This window comes from Paraliobacillus quinghaiensis, from assembly GCF_003426025.1.
Taxonomy (GTDB): domain Bacteria; phylum Bacillota; class Bacilli; order Bacillales; family Amphibacillaceae; genus Paraliobacillus_A; species Paraliobacillus_A quinghaiensis.
This window is the reverse complement of the sequence record NZ_QJSH01000008.1, coordinates 33,942-52,244: the sequence shown is the minus strand read 5'-3', so window position 1 is coordinate 52,244 and position 18,303 is coordinate 33,942. Positions and strand designations below refer to the sequence as shown.

Here is an 18,303-nt window from a genome sequence, read left to right as displayed (position 1 = left end):
TTTAGCGAGTCCAGGACGGTGAGAGCTGGACATAGATTGCTAAAAGGAAGGCGTTCTGGAGCATCTTTATAAAAGTGGCTATTCTAATTTAGAGTAGCAAATAGGGTGGAACCGCGGAAATCCCGTCCCTATGTCTCAATAGATGAGGCATAGGGACGGGATTTTCTATATAAGGATGTTTAAAAGCACTATATGCACTGTGGAATTAATCGAAGCGGAGGGTTAATAAATGAATATTCAAGAGATGATTTTAACTTTACAAAAACACTGGTCAGATCAAAATTGTATATTAATGCAAGCTTATGATGTTGAGAAAGGGGCAGGAACAATGTCTCCAATGACATTACTGCGTAGTCTAGGTCCTGAGCCTTGGAATGTGGCGTATGTTGAGCCATCTAGACGTCCAGCAGATGGTCGTTATGGTCAAAATCCAAATCGTCTGTATCAACATCATCAGTTTCAAGTAATTATGAAACCTTCACCTGATAATATACAAGATCTTTATTTGGATTCTTTGAAAAAGTTAGGGATTGATCCATTGCAGCATGATATTAGATTTGTTGAGGACAACTGGGAGAATCCAACACTTGGAGCGGCTGGATTAGGTTGGGAAGTATGGTTGGATGGAATGGAAATTACACAATTCACCTACTTTCAACAAATTGGGGGGCTGGAAGCAAAGCCTGTTGCTGTTGAAATTACATATGGAATGGAACGTCTTGCTTCATATATCCAAGATAAAGAAAATGTCTTTGAATTAGAATGGACTGATGGTGTTACGGTAGGCGATATTTTTTACCAACCTGAGTGGGAGCATTCCAAATATACGTTTGAGGAATCAAATACTACAATGTTATTTGATTTATTTACTACGTATGAACAAGAAGCGAAACAAACAATGGAAAAAGGATTAGTATTTCCAGCTTATGACTATGTATTAAAGTGTTCCCATACATTTAATTTATTAGATGCAAAGGGTGTTATTTCGGTAACTGAACGAACGGCTTATATTGGACGTGTAAGAAACTTAGCTCGTGCAATAGCTAAATTATATGTTGAAGAAAGAGAAAGATTAGGTTTTCCAATGTTAAAAGAGGAGGGAAAACAAAATGAAAACAACTAATATTTTATTTGAAATAGGACTTGAGGAAATGCCCGCTCGATTTTTAGATGATACAGAAAAGCAATTACACGTAAAAACAATAGAGTGGCTGGATTCGGTTCGTTTGCCTTATCAAAAAGTAGAAACTTTTGTAACACCTAGAAGATTAGCAGTGGTGATTGAAGGACTGGCTACTAAACAAGAAGATATGGAAGAAGAAGCAAGAGGTCCTGCGAAAAAAATCGCACTTGATCAAGAAGGGAATTGGTCTAAAGCAGCAATTGGTTTTTCTAAAGGCCAAGGGAAAGCTGCAGATGACATTTATTTTAAAACAATTAAAGATACAGAATATGCATTTGTCAAAAAATACACAGAAGGCAAAACGGCAGATCAATTACTATCTGGCTTTAAAGATGTTATTTTAAGTCTAACATTTCCTAAAAACATGCGTTGGTCAAATGGATCCTTGCGCTTTATTCGCCCAATACGTTGGCTTGTAGCATTAAATGATCAAACAATTATTCCGTTTGAAATTGCAGGTGTTAAAACTTCGAATCAAACATATGGGCACCGTTTCTTAGGGGGAAAAGTTGTTGTAGACAATCCGTTAAATTATGAAGAATTACTGAACTCACAATATGTAATTGCAGACGCCAAAAAAAGGAAAGCTCTAATAAAAGAGCAGATAAAAGAGTTAGAGAAGACGAATGGGTGGATTATACCAGAAGACCAAGAATTGCTGGAAGAAGTAAGTCAACTCGTTGAATACCCTACTGCCTTTTTTGGATCGTTCAGTCAAGAATTCCTAACAATCCCTAAAGAAGCATTAATAACATCGATGAAAGAACATCAGCGTTATTTCCCTGTATTAAATAATGAAGGAGAACTACTCCAATATTTTGTTGCTGTACGTAATGGAAATGATCAACACCTTAATACGGTAGCAAAAGGAAATGAAAAAGTCTTGAAAGCACGTTTATCTGATGCAATGTTTTTCTATCAAGAAGACCAAAAGCAATCTATTGAACAAAATCTTAAAAAGTTAGAACGGATGGTTTTCCAGGAAAGTTTGGGAACAATTTCAGATAAAGTAAATCGTGTGGTCAAGTTGACTTCAAAGTTAGCTGATTTAATTGGTGCTGATAATTCAACGAAAGAAAATGCCGTACGTGCAGCGCAAATAAGTAAATTTGACTTGGTTACGAACATGGTAAATGAATTTACTAAACTTCAAGGTGTAATGGGTGAAAAGTACGCAAGTCTCTTTGGTGAAAATGAACACGTAGCAAAAGCAATTAATGAACATTACATGCCAAGACATGCTAATGATGCATTACCTCAGACGACTGAAGGTGCTATTGTAAGTGTCGCAGATAAGTTAGATACGATTATTGGTTGCATCTCAGTTGGCATTATACCAACTGGTTCACAGGATCCATATGCACTAAGGCGTCAGGCTATGGGTGTATTACAAATTTTACAAGATAAAAATTGGTCCATTACAATTGAAGAGTTACTAAATGTTACGCAAGATATCCATCAACCGTTAGAAATTGCAACAAATACGAAAGAAGAAGTGAATCAGAGTGTTTCTGCATTTTTCTATGCAAGAGCAGCTTATATTTTAAAAGAAGAAGGAATAGAGCAAGATATTATTGAAGCTGTATTAGCAAATGGTATTGCAAATCTAACGTTTACAATTGAAAAAGCACAACTGTTAGCTGAAAAAAGACAACAAGATAGCTTTAAACCTGTTCAAGAGGCCTTTGTACGAGTGATTAATTTGGCTAAAAAAGGAAAAGATACTGGTGTGAATATTGACTTATTCGAAAATAAGCAAGAACAAGAGCTTTATGAACGCTATGAAGAAATAAAAAAAATGTTCATGAAGCAAATTCAGTTATTTGAAGCAAACGAAGCTATGATGTCATTAGAAGAATTAACCGATTCTATTCATGCATTTTTTGATCATACAATGGTCATGACTGATAACGAAGCGGTGAAAAAAAATAGAATCTCATTATTAAATCAAATCGAAAGTTTAATGCTTGAATTTGCAGATTTAAGCAAAATTGAATGGAAACAACAGTTTTCATCTTAAATAATTGGGGGTGTGATTTTGAAAAAGCCGATTATATACCTTGTATCGGACTCTGTTGGTGAGACTGCAGAGCAAGTAATTAAGTCAGCATTATCTCAATTTATAAATGGAAATGACTATGAAATTATTCGGGCGCCTTATGTGGAAGATATAACTAGATTGGAAGCAATCGTTGAACAAGCAGCTAGGGACAAAGCAATGATTGGTTTTACATTGGTTAACCCAATTTTGCGTCAATTCATTAAGCATGCTTCTATTGAAATGAACGTGGAATCGATTGATATTATTGGTCCTATGCTTGAAGCGATGGAAAGGTTCTTCGGTCAAAAACCGAAATTGCAACCGGGTCTACTACATCGATTAGATGAAGCTTATTTTAAGAGAGTTGAGGCAATTGAGTTTGCAGTTAAATATGATGATGGAAGAGACCCAAGGGGAATAGAGTTAGCAGATATCGTATTGATTGGCGTATCAAGAACCTCAAAAACGCCTTTATCGCAATATTTAGCGTTGAAAAGCTTTAAAGTAGCTAACGTTCCTGTAGTACCAGAGGTTGAACCGCCTAAAGAACTGTTTTCTGTGTCACCGAGTAAGTGTATTGGTTTAAAAATCAGTCCTGAAAAGCTGAATTATATTCGTAAAGAAAGATTAAAATCATTAGGTTTAGGTGAAGAGGCTAGCTATGCAAGACATGAACGGATTATGTATGAGATAGATTATTTTCAAGCAATTATTGATCGGATTGGTTGTCCAACTATAGATGTATCAAATAAGGCAGTTGAAGAAACTGCAAACAACATTTTACAAATTCGAACTAACCTGTAGATCATATTTTTAAACAAATATAAAATCCTTGTTTCCTTAATAACAAGGATTTTATATTTATTTTGATTAAAAATGAATATAATGAATATACTTTAAGAAACTGAACAAATTCATAGCAATTTTAATATTTTTGTATTATAATTGATAATTGTGAAAAAAATGATCTTAGATAAGTATCCTTAATTGGTTGCCTATTATGATATGTTTTGTAAATAAAGAAGGATTTTTGTTATTTTTGTAGAACATAAAGAAATAGGTTAGGTTACTTCTATGCACTATTAATCATTTTTACATATGATGTACTGTCGATAGTGGTAAGGTCACGAAATAAAAGGCATTTCATATTTATAGTAAGTTTATACATCTTGAAATAGAGGTATCATAAGAATAAGTGGGTAATAAAAAAATCTTAAAAAAATGTCGAAATTTGCAGGAATTCTTCATTTTTTATAGAAATTAAGATGATGGTGATATGAATGTCAGAACAAATCCCTGAAGAAACAATTGATCAAATAAAAAAAGCGAATGATATTGTAGATATTGTTGGTGAATATGTATCTTTAAAAAAACAGGGAAGAAACTATTTTGGTTTGTGTCCTTTTCATGGTGAAAAAACACCTTCATTTTCGGTTACACAGGATAAGCAGATTTTTCATTGTTTTGGTTGCGGTAAAGGTGGAAATGTAGTGACCTTTCTTACCGAGATGGAAGGTTACACGTTTTATCAAGCAATTCAATACCTAGCTGAAAAAAGTGGTCAAGTCTTGCCAGAGAATTTGAGGCAACAAACGAACCAACAATATAATGAAGAAGATCAGGCAGGTTTGAAAGCATTTGATTGGTTAACAAAATTATACCATCATTTATTGCGACATACAAAAGAAGGTAAGCAAGGATATCGTTATCTGCTAGAGCGAGGGTTCTCAGATGAAACGATAGACACGTTTCAACTTGGTTATTCACCACAATCACGAGATGTGATTGTTCAATTTCTAGAGAAAAAAGGTTTTCACCCACAACAAATGGTTAAGGCTGGGGTGTTAACTGCAAATGATCAAAATCAAATAAGTGATCGATTTCGAGGTAGAGTTACCTTTCCGATTCGTAATCATTTAGGAAGAAGTGTTGGCTTTGGTGGCAGAACAATTACTGACCAAGAACCAAAGTATCTAAATAGTCCCGAATCTTCTTTATTTCAAAAAGGTAAACTCTTATATAACTTTGACGTCGCTCGTAGTGCTATTCGAAAAGAAGGACAAGCGATATTATTTGAGGGGTATATGGATGTTATTGCAGCACATCAAGCAGGAATCCTAAATGGAGTAGCTACTTTGGGCACTTCAATTACCGAGCAACAGGCAAGTCTGTTAAAAAGATACGTTGATACAGTAATAATTTGCTATGACGGGGACAGAGCGGGTATTGAAGCATCATATAAAGCAGCTAAGTTACTCCGCCATGTTGGCTGTACTGTGAAAATAGCTAGTATTCCAGATGGATTAGATCCTGATTCGTATATAGCAAGCTATGGAGCTGAAAGGTTTCAACATGAGATAATCGAAGCAAGTAGCACCTATATGACTTTTTTGATGCGCTATATCAAAAAAGATTTTAATCTTAATTTAGAAGGGGATCGTATACAATATATAGAAAAGGTAATAGATGAAATAGCAATTATTTCTCGTCCAATGGAACGAGAACACTATGGAAAAGAACTTGCTAATGAATTTGACTTATCGATGGATACGATCTTGCAGGAAATACGTCTACGTAGGGAAAAGTTAGGCAAGCGTCAGGATAACGCTAAAACAACTAGCCATACTAAAAGCACTGAGAGTTTCAAACGAAAAAAATCATTACTTCCAGCATATCATAATGCAGAAAAACAGCTTATTGCATATATGCTTCATGACTCATCAATCGCTGAGAAGGTTAAAATAGAATTAGGGGCTTCTTTTAACGTTGATACACATAAAATTATTGTGACGCATTTATATGCTTATTATGAAGAGGGTTATGAATCTGATATTAGTCATTTTATTGAACGGATCCAAGATCAATTTCTTAAAAATCAAATTGTTGAAATTGCAATGGAGCCAATTCATCAAGATATTAGTAATAAAGAAATTCAAGACTATATTCGTATCATTCGATATGAACAGGAAGATAAAACAACAATACGTCTTTTGAGAAAAGAACAAAAAGATGCGGAGTTTCAAAAAGATTTCGTTAAAGCAGCTCAGATTGGGATGGAAATACTCGAATTACAGAAAAAGTTTAAAAATGCTAGTCATTGATAGAGGAAATTAGTTGGAAGGAGGGGGACTCATGGCAAATAATAAGCCATCACGTTCTAAAGAAAACGAGACCGAACTAACACTAGAACAAGCAAAAGAACAATTACTAGAAGTTGGTAAAAAGCGCGGTGTTTTAGCTTACGAAGAAGTAGTAGAGCGTTTAGCTAATTTTGAATTAGAATCAGAACAAATGGACGAATATTATGAGTACCTAGGTGAACAAGGCATTGAGATAATTGGTGATTCAGAAGAGGATCCAAGTATGCAACAAATTTCAAAAGTAGAGGAATTTGATCTAAATGATTTAAGCGTACCTTTAGGAATTAAAATCAATGACCCCGTTAGGATGTATCTAAAGGAAATTGGTCGAGTAGACCTATTATCTGCAAAAGAAGAAATCAACTTGGCAGAACGGATTGAACAAGGTGATGAGGAAGCCAAAAGGCGACTGGCTGAAGCAAACTTGCGCCTAGTTGTAAGTATTGCAAAACGTTATGTAGGTCGCGGTATGCTCTTTTTGGATCTAATCCAAGAAGGGAACATGGGGTTAATAAAAGCTGTAGAAAAATTTGATTATCAAAAAGGCTTTAAGTTTAGTACGTATGCTACTTGGTGGATTCGTCAAGCAATAACTAGAGCGATTGCTGATCAAGCAAGAACAATCCGAATTCCAGTGCATATGGTAGAAACAATCAATAAACTAATCCGAGTTCAACGTCAATTATTACAAGACTTTGGTCGTGAACCTACTCCAGAGGAAATCGGAGAAGAAATGGAACTAACACCGGATAAAGTTCGTGAAATTCTAAAAATAGCTCAAGAACCTGTATCATTAGAGACTCCTATTGGGGAAGAAGATGACTCTCATTTAGGAGATTTTATTGAAGATCAAGAAGCTACATCTCCATCTGATCATGCGGCGTATGAATTATTAAAAGAACAACTAGAAGATGTGTTAGACACTTTAACTGACAGGGAAGAAAATGTACTTCGTTTAAGATTTGGGTTAGATGATGGGCGGACACGAACTTTAGAAGAAGTTGGTAAAGTCTTTGGTGTAACTAGGGAAAGAATTAGACAAATAGAAGCGAAAGCATTACGAAAATTACGTCACCCTAGCCGAAGTAAACGGTTAAAAGACTTTCTTGAATAGATATATCTTGAAAAATATGCGCAGTCGGTATACTCTCCCAATTTACGATTTAAACAGTTGGAGTTCACTGGCTGTGCCTTTTTATTTCTGTAAATGATTGCCAGCATCTGTAAACTCATTGCATTGGAGTGTGCTGCTAATGACAGAGAACCGCACAAATATTATTATTAAAGAAATTCAACATTGGAAGAAGAATAAATTATTGCCAAGCCATTATTGTGATTTTTTATTAGCCCTTTATACTCAAGGAGATACAACTAATTTTATAGAGGAATCAGACGAGCAGTCTGATCAAATATCAAAATATAATGTATTCCTTATATCATCAAATTTTTTCCTGTTACCTGCAACATTTTTAGGGTTATATTTTATAGATTTCAGCTCTGTGCAATTGACATTTTCACTGATTATGTTACTTATGGCGATTGGCTATTATATCGTATTAAGAAAAAAAACAAACATAAATATTACGTATTCTTTTATTGTTGTTTTATGTATATTTCTCTTTATATCTTTATACTTTATTCAGTCTTGGTTTGGGGTTCTTCTGCTGACGATTATAGTTGCAGGAATCCAATGTTTAATTTGGGTAAGTTTAGGATTATATCTTAAAAATAAAGTTTTAATTGTATTAGGAAGTATTGGACTATTAGTTTCTTTGTTTTACGCTTTTTTTTAAAAGATTGTTGTTTATGACACATAATAAGTAGACTCTGTAGTAAGAATCTAATCTGCTAAGTCAGCAATTAATACCGTAAATTATCGCTCCTCAAATAAAATTGGTTCCCTTTCCGCAGGCACGGCCTCAACTAATTTTTAGAAGAAGAACACTTCTAAAAATGGATTTTCGGCCCGTGGGACTGCGATTACTCGCCCCATCAAAAACATCCGCTGTTCCTGCTGGAGTGTCACCAATTTCATTTGATGCGCTAGTGTAACTCGTAAATTAAGAAGGTTTAAAGTGCTTTATTATATTTAATTGCAAAGGGATTTAGTAACTATACATTAAAAGCTATAAAAAAAAACACACACTACCTAGCGAAGTAAGTGAAATGGTCGAGACTCCTGGGGCCCGACAAGGGTCATGCAGGCGTTGTCCGGCAAGGACGGTTTTAGCCTGTAATCCTTTCATTACCCACGAGCTGAAGCCGTGCCCACGGAAAGCGAGTCCATTTCACTTATGGAGCGGGTGAGTAATTCACGACTATAGTTATTGCACTTTTTACATCAAGTCCGAATATTTGCAAGCATAAATGTTGATGAGAAAGCCTTGTTTTATTACTTTAGATATATGAAAATAATGCTATTTAGTTAAGGAGTTCGTGTTATGAATAATAAAGTATTATCTGAACGTTTAAAAACGGTAGCAATGTACTTACCTCAAAATGCCTATTTTGCTGATATAGGTAGTGATCACGCTTATTTACCTTGTTACATCTGTTCTGTTGATCCAACTGCGACTGCAATTGCCGGGGAAATAAATGAAGGACCATTTCAAAGTGCTAAGAAACATGTTCAAGCACTCAATTTAGAAAATCGAGTTAAAGTAGTAAAGGGTGATGGGTTAGAAGTAATAACAAATTATGACGTTCGCCAAATTGTTATTGCAGGTATGGGTGGTGGATTAATCCGTTCAATTTTAGATAACGGAAAAGATAAACTAAAAAATATAGAGCGAGTTATTGTTCAGCCTAATGTTGATGCACACCTAGTTCGAAAGTGGTTCGTTCAGCATCATTTTGAATTAGTGGCAGAACAAATTTTAAAGGAAGACGGGCATATTTATGAAATATTAGTTGCAGACAGCGTGGATGAAACAAACGTTTCTCTGGATGAACAAAAGGATATCTTATTTGGTCCGTATTTATTGCATGAGAAAAATGAAGCTTTTATCGAGAAGTGGCAACTTGAAAAAATCAATCGAATACGTATCATTGGTCAAATGCAAAAAGCAAAAGTCGTTGATTATGAAAAGTTAGAACACTTTAAACAAGAAGTTAAATTGATTGAGGAGGTTTTACGAGATGCCAGAGACGATACTAGTGAGTGACGTCGTGCGTATTCTTGAAGATTGGGCACCAAAACAATATGCTTATGATTGGGATAATGTTGGTTTGCAGGTGGGATCATTAAATAAAAAAGTTAATAGAGTAATGATAACATTAGATGTATTAGAAAGCGTTGTGGATGAGGCGATTGAAAATGAAGTTAACTTAATAATTGCACATCACCCTTTGTTATTTAAAAGCATAAAACGGATTAACATCGACCAACCTAAAGGTAGAATTTTGGCAAAGCTATTACAACATAACATTACTGTTTATGCGGCCCACACTAATCTTGATATAACCGAAGGTGGCGTCAATGATATGTTAGCAGACCGTTTGGAACTGTCAGACAGAGAGGTATTAATTCCGACAAAACAAGTGAATTTATATAAGTTAATTGTCTATGTACCTAATGCCTACGTAGATTCATTACGAGAGGCACTGGCAGAGCATGGTGCTGGGCATATTGGTAATTATAGTCATTGTGCCTTTCAAACACAAGGTAAGGGGGCATTTAAACCAATAGCTGGTTCCAATCCATTTATTGGTCAAGAAGGAAAGGTTGAATTTGTTGAAGAGGTTAAACTTGAAACAATTATAAAAGAGGATCAATTGAATCAGCTCCTTTCAGTGATAAAACATGTTCATCCGTATGAAGAACCTGCTTTTGATTTAATTCCTTTAGCAAATCATGGTGAAAAAATTGGAGTAGGTCGTATTGGTGTGTTAAGTGAAACGATGTCATTACAACAGTTTTGTGAATTCGTAAAAGAAAAATTTTCAGTTCCTAATCTACGTGTAGTAGGTGACTTAGAAAAAAAGGTGAAGAAGGTAGCTATATTAGGAGGAAGTGGTGAAGGTTTTATTGCACAGGCAAAGCGTGCGGGGGCAGATGTATATGTCACAGGTGATATGACGTTTCACGATTCCCAAGATGCAAATGCAATGGGCTTGTCGATAGTTGACCCTGGTCATCATGTGGAAAAAGTAATGATAGAAGATGTGAAGTTATACATGGAAATGAAAGCTTCTGAAAAAGATTTAAATATTACATTCATAATATCCGAACAAAACACAGAGCCATTTCAATTTCTTTAGAATTTAAGTTCTATTTAAAAAACATTATTGCTCTTTCAGTAAACAAAAATAAAAAGCAGTTCAGTTTTATCTGTTGGAACTGATCTGCTTTTAATAGTCTTGGTAGGTTTGGATCTATAACAACATTTTGTGCAATTTCCGGGCGTCTACACATCATAACAATAACATGACCTCCATACATTTCCCCAAAAAGCAAATTTTAGCGATAAATAGTGTAAATATCAAAATAAAGATATGTTTTTATTAAACTAAGATATATAATGGTGAGAGTGTGTGCATTTTAAGTATATCTCCTTTATAATGGGGGTACAAAATAGAAGAACAAGGAGTTAAATAATGAAGAATCATCAATTTAAACAATATAACTTACAGCCATGGATTCAGGAAGTTATTGACCAATTAAAATTTAACGAACCTACACCGATCCAACAGAAAGTTATTCCTGCCGTGCTACGAGGTGAAAGTGTCATTGGACAATCGCATACTGGCTCAGGTAAAACTCACGCATTTTTACTGCCATTATGTAGCCGATTAGATGTAACAAAACAAGAAGTTCAAATTGTAATTACATCACCAACAAGGGAACTAGCAACCCAGATTTATAATGAAGTAAAAAAAATTCTTGAGTTCTCTAATCAAGAAGATAAAGTTAATGCGAAATTATTTATCGGTGGAACTGATAAAAAAAGAGCGATTGAAAAGTTAAAAGTTCAACCACAAATTGTTGTTGGTACACCAGGAAGGGTCCTGGATTTAATTCAAGAAGGTGCACTGGATATTTATACTGCACAAGGTTTTGTAATCGATGAAGCAGATTTAATGTTAGATTTAGGTTTAATTACTGAAATTGATAAAATGCTGGTCCGTGCTCCAGAATCCATTCAACTCTTAGTGTTTTCTGCAACTATTCCAGAAAGGTTACAACCTTTTTTAACAAAATACTTGCAAAAACCTTCCCACTTTCACATAAAAGATCATTTTGCACCAGAAACAATTGAGCATCGATTAGTTCCGCTAAGGCATCGTGAACCAGCAGAATTAATCTATCGTTTATCACAGGTAATCAACCCTTATTTAGCTATAATTTTTACTAATGGTAAAGAATCCGCAAATCAGCTTCATAAAGAACTGCAGGAAAAAGGTATTCAAGCTGGTCTGATACATGGAGGACTGCAAGCTCGTGAAAGAAAACGTGTTTTAAAAGAAATTCAATCTTTACGTTATCAATATATTGTGGCAACAGATTTAGCAGCTAGAGGAATAGACATCAAAGGTATTAGTCATGTAATCAATGCCCAAATGCCAAAAGAAGAGGAATTTTATATACACCGGGTAGGGCGAACAGCTCGTGCGGGTATGGAAGGAACGGCAATTAACTTCTACGCAGAAAGTGATATTCCGTTTATCCAAAAGTTAGCAAAGCGCGGTCTAACCTTTACTACGTTTGACATCGTGAAGGGTGAATGGAAAGAAATAAAGGGTTGGAACGAGCGTTCACAGCGAAAACAGACGGGTAATACAGCGGATCAAGAGGCTTGGAATCGTGTTCGTAAAACAAAAAAAGTAAAGCCAGGATATAAAAAGAAAATGAAATACGAACAAGAGAAATTGAAGAAGAGAATCAGCCATAAACAAAATAAGCGTTCTAAATAGAAGCAAAATGTATGTGTGGGTAAATATTTGTATGTTAAAATTAGACAAGCTATAGAAAAAAGAGGTGTTGAATTTGAAGATAGGCTCACACGTATCAATGAGCGGAAAAAAAATGCTGTTAGGCTCAAGTGAAGAAGCATTTTCTTATGGTGCTACTACGTTTATGATATATACAGGTGCACCCCAAAATACAAGAAGGCGACCAATAGAAGAATTAAATATTGAAGCGGGTCGCGAACATATGAAAAATAATGGTATTGATGATATTGTTGTTCATGCACCCTACATCATTAACCTGGGTAATACTACAAAGAAGGAAACATTTGAATTGGGTGTTACCTTTATGCAAAGTGAGATCGAACGTACGCAAGCTATTGGGGCGAAACAAATTGTACTACATCCTGGCGCCCATGTGGGACAAGGTGCAGATAAAGGAATTGCTAAAATTATTGAGGGTTTGAATGAAGTATTACTTAAGGAACAGGATGTTCAGATTGCTCTAGAAACGATGGCTGGGAAAGGTTCGGAAGTAGGGAGAACCTTTGAAGAACTTGCACAAATTATTGAGGGTGTCGAGCGAAATGATAAACTATCTGTCTGTTTAGATACTTGTCATGTTCATGATGCAGGCTATGATATAGTAAATGACTTTGATGGTGTTTTAGACAAATTTGATCGAATTATTGGATTAGACCGCTTGAAAGTCATTCATGTTAATGATAGTAAAAATCCAATTGAAGCACATAAAGATCGACATGAAAATATTGGATTTGGTCACATTGGATATGATGCTCTTCGTTACATCGTGCACCATCCACAATTAAGTCATTTACCAAAAATCTTAGAAACGCCATATGTAGGTGAAGATAAGAAAAATAAAAAGCCACCATATAAATTTGAAATTGAAATGTTAAAAAAATCTAAGTTTCAATCAGATTTAAAAGAAAAAATTATGTAGCAATAACAAAAAAGCATTCATCATGAGATGAGTGCTTTTTTGCTTATCTAGAGAAGTTCAATAAGTTAGTTAAACCATGACTCCACTCCATATTGTTTTATGATTTGGTTAAATAACTGTTGCGCTTGTTGTGCTGTTTTAAGATCTGTGATTTGTGCTAATTTTTTTAGTAATTTAACACGGTCAGCTTGCTCTAATGGGTTTAAATCAGTAGATCGCAGAAAAGTTACAATTTCATTAGCCTGTGTGCGTGTTAGGTTTATTTGATATTGTTGAGCATAATTAAGTAATTCTGAGCTGGAAAGGTTTTTAATTTTTTTTTCAATCATTTGCTGAACAAATGGTTGCATAATTGCCACCTCGATTTTTTGAAATATAAGTTCATTACAATAATATATGCAGAGCCAATCAAATTTGTTCCAATTAAAAGCTTTATTAGTTGCAAAATAATAGTTATTACGTTAGGATAACAAGCTGTAGGATAAAATAATGGAAAAACAGGAAGGGAGTACATGTAATAGTGAAAAAAACTATAGGCATATATTGTGGATTAATTTCATTAGTAGCTATTATTTTTATAATATCATTTAAAGATTATCAAACAAAAATCGACATATTGAACCAAGAGAAACAAGAATTGCAGCAAGAGAATAAGAAGTTACAAGCAACAGCAGCATATAAAGGTAATCAATCAAATGAGGAAGAATCAGTAAATTATCATACTTTTTCAGATCTAGAAAGTAAAGCCGAAAATTTCTTGTCAGATAGTGATGGGGCGTTCAAGAAATCTTGGGGGATATATTTAGCCAATGAAGCGAAAAAATATGAGATTGATCCCTATCTTGTATACGAACTATTGAAGGTTGAAACAGGTAATACATTTGATCCAAACTTAGTCGGGCCAAAAACAAAATACGGGCATGCTTATGGTATGTCACAGTTTATGAAAAATACAGCACCTTGGATTGCTGATATGGCTGACTTGCCATATGATGAAGAATTACTTTTTGACCCTTATTATTCGATCCAGCTATCTGTGGTCTATTTAGACTTTTTACACAATCAATATAATAATTGGGATGAAGCACTTACTGCTTACCATCGCGGAATGTCAGGTATGGAAGCTTATAAAAAATCTAATGGAACTGCAGAAAGTCAATATGCTATGTTAATTCAAAACAGAGCAAAAGAGCATAGAACTGTTGCTTATGCTAATTGATTAGAAATATTTACAGGTAATGAAGCATAAGAAAGTCCATAGACTAAAAAGGCACCTCAAGAAATGAAAGAGAGGGTCATGATATGGACGAAATGCAATCGTTTGATGAAAATGAACAGATAGAAGATGCACCAAAATTTGATGGTGAAGCCGATCTAGATGCAGACCAAGTTGGTTTTGGACAACAAGGGGCCCAAAGAAATCCTCCAATTATCGCTGGATATACAAATTATCCAACTGCAGAAGAAGATGATGAAGTTGAATTTGCACAAGAACTGACTGCTAATGAATTTAGTCAAGCAGATGTAAATGAATCTGATACTGCGGAAGTGGATGTAAAGAGTGGATTCGGGTGGTTTGCAGTAGTACTGTCGATTGTTTCATTTTTCATGATGCCTGTTATCTTAAGCGGGGCAGGGATTGTACTTGGATTTGTTGCTAAGAGTCGAGGAGCTAATACGCTCGGTAACACAGCAATAATCGCTGGTGCTATTTCGATGATCATTACTTTATTTATTGTTCCAATGGTGTAATAAAAAGAGCTGAGAAATTACTTTCTCAGCTCTTTTATATATTTACGACAATTTAATTATCAATCAACTATTAATACATAGGAAACAGGTAAGTGGTTTCGGGCTGTAAGTCGAGAATATCAACTTTTGGATTCAATGCCTTAAAATCAACCATTGCTTGCTCAATATCTATTGTTTGCTGTTGATTATTTATTTGGTCAATAATCGATATGAATGTCTCGCTTGCACTAACTTTATATGAGATCACTTGAAAAGAGACTGGGCCATCCGGGTCATTTTTACTGTCTGTGAACTTACTCGTTACAACTTGTTTTTCTGTGGTATGATGGATTGGAGAACCATCCTTAAGATCCTTAACAACACTGAAAAAGATCAATGAAATAACAATAATAAGTATTATTTTCTTAGATGGTAGCATAAACCTCACTTCTTTCTATGTAATATGGTGATATAGATAATTTTTGAAACAAAATACTTCTTTAGTTCGTATAGTAAATTATAAAGTGAGAGGAAGTGAAATCAAATGTCTTTAATATCGAATGACTGGATGAGTTTTATAATGGTAGGTTTTGGTACCTTATTTTTAATAGGTGAATTACTAATTAATATGCGAGGTATCTTCGCAATATTAGGATTTGGTTTTATAACAGTATATTTTTTAACATTTCTAGACCCTGGAATGTTTTTTGTCATGATCATTATCTATTCAATTGGACTGTTATTAATTATTCTTGATGGAAAATTAATTAATGATGGCACATTTGCAACAATTGGTGTTGTTCTAATGATTGTGTCTGTTGGGTTAAGTTCACCAAATTGGTCAGCAGGTTTATATGCTATAATAGGTGTCTTTATTGGAGGTAGTAGCTCATTTTTCTTTTTGAAGGTCTTTAAAGGAAGAAAAATGTGGAATAAATTAGCTTTGCTTGATAAACTTACCACAGATAAAGGGTACAGTTCGATGAATCATACCTATACAGATTTAGTTGGTAAAGATGGTGTTACACTGACTGATATGCGCCCAGTTGGAACAGTACGTATTGAGAATATAGATTATAGTGCAGTTTCGAATGGACAATGGATAATGAAAGGCGAACCGATTGTAGTGAAGCAAGTTGACGGAACAAGAATTTTAGTAGCAGAACAAATAAAGAATGGTTAAAAATATTGCTTCTATATTTTAGAAGCAATATTTTTTGTACCTTAGAGAAACTTATAGGGTATAAGTTCAGTGACTGTTTTTTACATTTTTAATAATATTGTCGAATTTTCGCAAACTTTGTGTAAATTTAGTGTAAATTTTTATTAAAAAAACTTTACAATTATGCTACTATCTTTAATAATGGTAGAGGTGTGTTATTGATTTTTATATAAATAATTGTACAAAGGGGTGTATGGTCCAGTGAATATTGATATTCAATCACTGATATTTGAATTCATCGGTGGATTAGGTATTTTCTTGTTAGGTATTAAATATATGGGGGAAGGACTACAAAAGTCAGCGGGTGAAAGACTTAAAGATATCCTTGATAAGTTTACAAGTAATCCTTTTATGGGGGTTCTTGCTGGTATTGTAGTAACGATTCTATTACAAACAAGTACAGGTACAACGGTACTAACAGTTGGATTAGTTAATGCAGGTTTTATGACACTTAGACAATCAATTGGTGTTATTATGGGTGCAAATATTGGTACAACAGTTACTGCGTTTATCATTGGTATTGAAATTAAGGAGTACGCTTTACCTATTTTAGCTATTGGTGCTTTAATGCTATTTTTCTTTAAGAGTAATAAGATCTCGAACATTGGACAAGCTGTATTTGGCTTCGGTGCATTGTTCTATGGACTAGACTTAATGGGCAGCGGTTTAAAACCACTTCGCTATGTTGGAGCGTTCCAAGATCTAACTGTGGAAATGTCTAGTAGTCCGATCCTAGGTGTTACTGTTGGGACTTTATTTACAGTAATTGTCCAAAGCTCAAGTGCAACAATTGGGATATTGCAAAGTTTATTTGCCGAAGGTGCGATTGAGTTAGAAGCCGCACTTCCAGTTTTATTTGGAGATAATATTGGAACAACAATTACAGCAGTTATTGCATCAATTGGTGCTACTGTTGCTGCAAGAAGAGCAGCATTAACACATGTTATTTTTAATGTCATTGGGACAACGATTATTTTAATCATTATTGGACCATATACGCAATTTATTGCAATGATACAAAATGAATTAAGCTTAAATCATGAAATGACGATAGCATTTGCGCATGGTATATTCAATTTCTCAAATGCAATTATACAATTTCCGTTTATTGGGGCATTAGCCTTGTTAGTAACAAAATTAATCCCAGGAGAAGATTCGGTAGTTAAATATAAACCAACTCATCTTGATCCGATATTCATACAACAAGCACCTTCTGTTGCATTAGAGCAATCAAAAGAAGAAGTGATTCGTATGGGTGAATATGCTTATAAAGGGTTGGAAGAAACAAGCTTATATCTGAACAATCAGCAGACAAAACATGCTGAATCAGCTTTACAAATTGAGAATGCATTGAATAAATTAGATCGTGAAATAACAGATTATTTAATTCAATTGTCTAGCGCTTCTTTATCTGATGTTGAAAGTGAGAAACACTCAACATTAATTGACTCTGTTCGAGATATTGAAAGAATTGGGGATCACTTTGAGAATATAGTTGAACTAATTCAATACAAGATATCTAATAAAATTACGATTACTGAACAAGCTAAAATTGATCTCAATGAGATGTTTGATTTGACATCAGCAACTGTTAAGCTTGCAGTTCAATCATTAGCAGATATGGATCGTGAATTGGCTTTACAAGTAGTACAAAAAGAGACCGAGATAGACAAAATGGAGAAAAATTTCCGTAAAAAGCACATTATACGTTTAAATGAGGGGCTATGTTCTGGAGCTTCAGGTATTGTGTTTGTTGATATACTAAGTAATTTAGAACGTATTGGAGATCACTCCTTAAATATTGCAGAAGAGGTATTAGGAGAGAAGATTCCTGAGACGGTACACTAGAAAAAAGAGGGTATTTTAATATGGTACCTGTAGTTAGAACACTTTAAAAAAAGTGTTTAAACTACAGGTATTTTTTAATTTTTTAATATATTTAAATTGCCAGTAGTGGATAAAATAGTAAGAGTTAAAAAATCGAATAGAAGGTTATGTCTATTGGTATAACAATGAACGAAATAAAACAGATATTTCTTATATTAAACTTTAGCTACAGAAAAATAATAAGTATCCAAATCTTAACCAGAAAGAGAAATGGTGTAATAGGATCGA

17 protein-coding genes and 1 other annotated feature (1 of these 18 cut by a window edge) are annotated in these 18,303 nt (G+C 34.4%); of the genes, 14 read left to right on the top strand and 3 right to left on the bottom strand.

Annotated features, from left to right (window positions below):
- Positions 1-133, top strand: a binding site (T-box leader); it begins 41 nt to the left of the window's first position.
- A 96-nt stretch (positions 134-229) separates the two neighbouring features.
- The 8 genes from glyQ to D2K40_RS07145 all read left to right on the top strand — a co-directional run bounded on the left by glyQ (position 230) and on the right by D2K40_RS07145 (position 10,624).
- Positions 230-1,123: a glycine--tRNA ligase subunit alpha gene (gene glyQ / locus D2K40_RS07180; protein ID WP_117154400.1), complete on the top strand. Its 894-nt coding sequence runs from the start codon at positions 230-232 to the stop codon at positions 1,121-1,123.
- On the top strand, positions 1,110-3,203 hold the full coding sequence (gene glyS, locus D2K40_RS07175; protein ID WP_117154398.1) for a glycine--tRNA ligase subunit beta: 2,094 nt from the start codon (positions 1,110-1,112) through the stop codon (positions 3,201-3,203). Before glyQ ends, glyS begins: the two co-directional genes overlap by 14 nt.
- Positions 3,204-3,221: 18 nt before the next feature.
- Complete coding sequence (locus tag D2K40_RS07170; RefSeq protein WP_117154396.1) at positions 3,222-4,028, top strand: pyruvate, water dikinase regulatory protein; 807 nt, start codon at positions 3,222-3,224, stop codon at positions 4,026-4,028.
- Between the two features lie 476 nt (positions 4,029-4,504).
- A complete protein-coding gene (gene dnaG / locus D2K40_RS07165; RefSeq protein WP_117154394.1) occupies positions 4,505-6,325 on the top strand; it encodes a DNA primase in 1,821 nt (606 codons plus the stop codon).
- Between the two features lie 31 nt (positions 6,326-6,356).
- Entirely contained in the window at positions 6,357-7,478 is a 1,122-nt protein-coding gene (gene rpoD, locus D2K40_RS07160) for an RNA polymerase sigma factor RpoD (protein WP_117154392.1), read from the top strand.
- Between the two features lie 139 nt (positions 7,479-7,617).
- The gene (locus tag D2K40_RS07155) at positions 7,618-8,157 is read left to right on the top strand and encodes a hypothetical protein (protein ID WP_117154390.1); all 540 of its coding nucleotides are present in this window, start codon (positions 7,618-7,620) and stop codon (positions 8,155-8,157) included.
- Between the two features lie 648 nt (positions 8,158-8,805).
- Positions 8,806-9,528, top strand: a complete 723-nt coding sequence (locus D2K40_RS07150; RefSeq protein WP_117154388.1) for a tRNA (adenine(22)-N(1))-methyltransferase — start codon at positions 8,806-8,808, stop codon at positions 9,526-9,528.
- Positions 9,503-10,624 carry a Nif3-like dinuclear metal center hexameric protein gene (locus tag D2K40_RS07145; protein WP_117154386.1) on the top strand — a complete coding sequence of 374 codons (1,122 nt, stop codon included), beginning with the start codon at positions 9,503-9,505 and terminating at the stop codon, positions 10,622-10,624. The genes D2K40_RS07150 and D2K40_RS07145 overlap by 26 nt, the downstream gene beginning before the upstream one ends.
- Before the next feature lie 10 nt (positions 10,625-10,634).
- On the opposite strand, the gene D2K40_RS16375 is transcribed toward D2K40_RS07145, so the two are convergent.
- Positions 10,635-10,781 carry a hypothetical protein gene (locus tag D2K40_RS16375; RefSeq protein ID WP_162879160.1) on the bottom strand — a complete coding sequence of 49 codons (147 nt, stop codon included), beginning with the start codon at positions 10,779-10,781 and terminating at the stop codon, positions 10,635-10,637.
- Positions 10,782-10,960: 179 nt separating this feature from the next.
- Between D2K40_RS16375 and D2K40_RS07140 the strand changes: the two genes are divergently transcribed.
- A complete protein-coding gene (locus D2K40_RS07140) occupies positions 10,961-12,277 on the top strand; it encodes a DEAD/DEAH box helicase (protein ID WP_117154384.1) in 1,317 nt (438 codons plus the stop codon).
- 73 nt (positions 12,278-12,350) lie between these two features.
- On the top strand, positions 12,351-13,235 hold the full coding sequence (locus D2K40_RS07135) for a deoxyribonuclease IV (protein ID WP_117154382.1): 885 nt from the start codon (positions 12,351-12,353) through the stop codon (positions 13,233-13,235).
- A gap of 65 nt (positions 13,236-13,300) precedes the next feature.
- Here the strand turns inward: D2K40_RS07135 and D2K40_RS07130 are convergent, their stop codons facing one another.
- Complete coding sequence (locus D2K40_RS07130; protein WP_117154380.1) at positions 13,301-13,585, bottom strand: DUF2624 family protein; 285 nt, start codon at positions 13,583-13,585, stop codon at positions 13,301-13,303.
- A gap of 170 nt (positions 13,586-13,755) precedes the next feature.
- Between D2K40_RS07130 and D2K40_RS07125 the strand changes: the two genes are divergently transcribed.
- Both D2K40_RS07125 and D2K40_RS07120 read left to right on the top strand, forming a co-directional pair.
- A complete protein-coding gene (locus D2K40_RS07125) occupies positions 13,756-14,454 on the top strand; it encodes a transglycosylase SLT domain-containing protein (RefSeq protein ID WP_117154377.1) in 699 nt (232 codons plus the stop codon).
- Between the two features lie 83 nt (positions 14,455-14,537).
- Positions 14,538-14,987, top strand: a complete 450-nt coding sequence (locus tag D2K40_RS07120) for a hypothetical protein (RefSeq protein ID WP_229666674.1) — start codon at positions 14,538-14,540, stop codon at positions 14,985-14,987.
- Between the two features lie 70 nt (positions 14,988-15,057).
- Here D2K40_RS07120 and D2K40_RS07115 read toward each other — a convergent pair whose 3' ends face one another.
- On the bottom strand, positions 15,058-15,405 hold the full coding sequence (locus tag D2K40_RS07115; protein WP_117154375.1) for a hypothetical protein: 348 nt from the start codon (positions 15,403-15,405) through the stop codon (positions 15,058-15,060).
- 105 nt (positions 15,406-15,510) lie between these two features.
- On the opposite strand from D2K40_RS07115, the gene D2K40_RS07110 reads away from it, so the two are divergent.
- Both D2K40_RS07110 and D2K40_RS07105 read left to right on the top strand, forming a co-directional pair.
- Complete coding sequence (locus tag D2K40_RS07110) at positions 15,511-16,149, top strand: NfeD family protein (RefSeq protein ID WP_117154373.1); 639 nt, start codon at positions 15,511-15,513, stop codon at positions 16,147-16,149.
- 240 nt (positions 16,150-16,389) lie between these two features.
- Complete coding sequence (locus D2K40_RS07105; RefSeq protein ID WP_117154371.1) at positions 16,390-18,036, top strand: Na/Pi cotransporter family protein; 1,647 nt, start codon at positions 16,390-16,392, stop codon at positions 18,034-18,036.
- Positions 18,037-18,303: the final 267 nt, after the last annotated feature.

What these genes read in the sequence shown, in the direction of transcription:
- glyQ (WP_117154400.1), top strand. Translation starts at nt 230, where the DNA reads ATGAATATTCAAGAGATGATTTTAACTTTACAAAAACACTGGTCAGAT.
- glyS (WP_117154398.1), top strand. Translation starts at nt 1,110, where the DNA reads ATGAAAACAACTAATATTTTATTTGAAATAGGACTTGAGGAAATGCCC.
- dnaG (WP_117154394.1), top strand. Translation starts at nt 4,505, where the DNA reads ATGTCAGAACAAATCCCTGAAGAAACAATTGATCAAATAAAAAAAGCG.
- rpoD (WP_117154392.1), top strand. Translation starts at nt 6,357, where the DNA reads ATGGCAAATAATAAGCCATCACGTTCTAAAGAAAACGAGACCGAACTA.
- D2K40_RS07155 (WP_117154390.1), top strand. Translation starts at nt 7,618, where the DNA reads ATGACAGAGAACCGCACAAATATTATTATTAAAGAAATTCAACATTGG.
- D2K40_RS07150 (WP_117154388.1), top strand. Translation starts at nt 8,806, where the DNA reads ATGAATAATAAAGTATTATCTGAACGTTTAAAAACGGTAGCAATGTAC.
- D2K40_RS07145 (WP_117154386.1), top strand. Translation starts at nt 9,503, where the DNA reads ATGCCAGAGACGATACTAGTGAGTGACGTCGTGCGTATTCTTGAAGAT.
- D2K40_RS16375 (WP_162879160.1), bottom strand. Translation starts at nt 10,781, where the DNA reads ATGATGTGTAGACGCCCGGAAATTGCACAAAATGTTGTTATAGATCCA.
- D2K40_RS07140 (WP_117154384.1), top strand. Translation starts at nt 10,961, where the DNA reads ATGAAGAATCATCAATTTAAACAATATAACTTACAGCCATGGATTCAG.
- D2K40_RS07130 (WP_117154380.1), bottom strand. Translation starts at nt 13,585, where the DNA reads ATGCAACCATTTGTTCAGCAAATGATTGAAAAAAAAATTAAAAACCTT.
- D2K40_RS07120 (WP_229666674.1), top strand. Translation starts at nt 14,538, where the DNA reads ATGGACGAAATGCAATCGTTTGATGAAAATGAACAGATAGAAGATGCA.
- D2K40_RS07115 (WP_117154375.1), bottom strand. Translation starts at nt 15,405, where the DNA reads ATGCTACCATCTAAGAAAATAATACTTATTATTGTTATTTCATTGATC.
- D2K40_RS07110 (WP_117154373.1), top strand. Translation starts at nt 15,511, where the DNA reads ATGTCTTTAATATCGAATGACTGGATGAGTTTTATAATGGTAGGTTTT.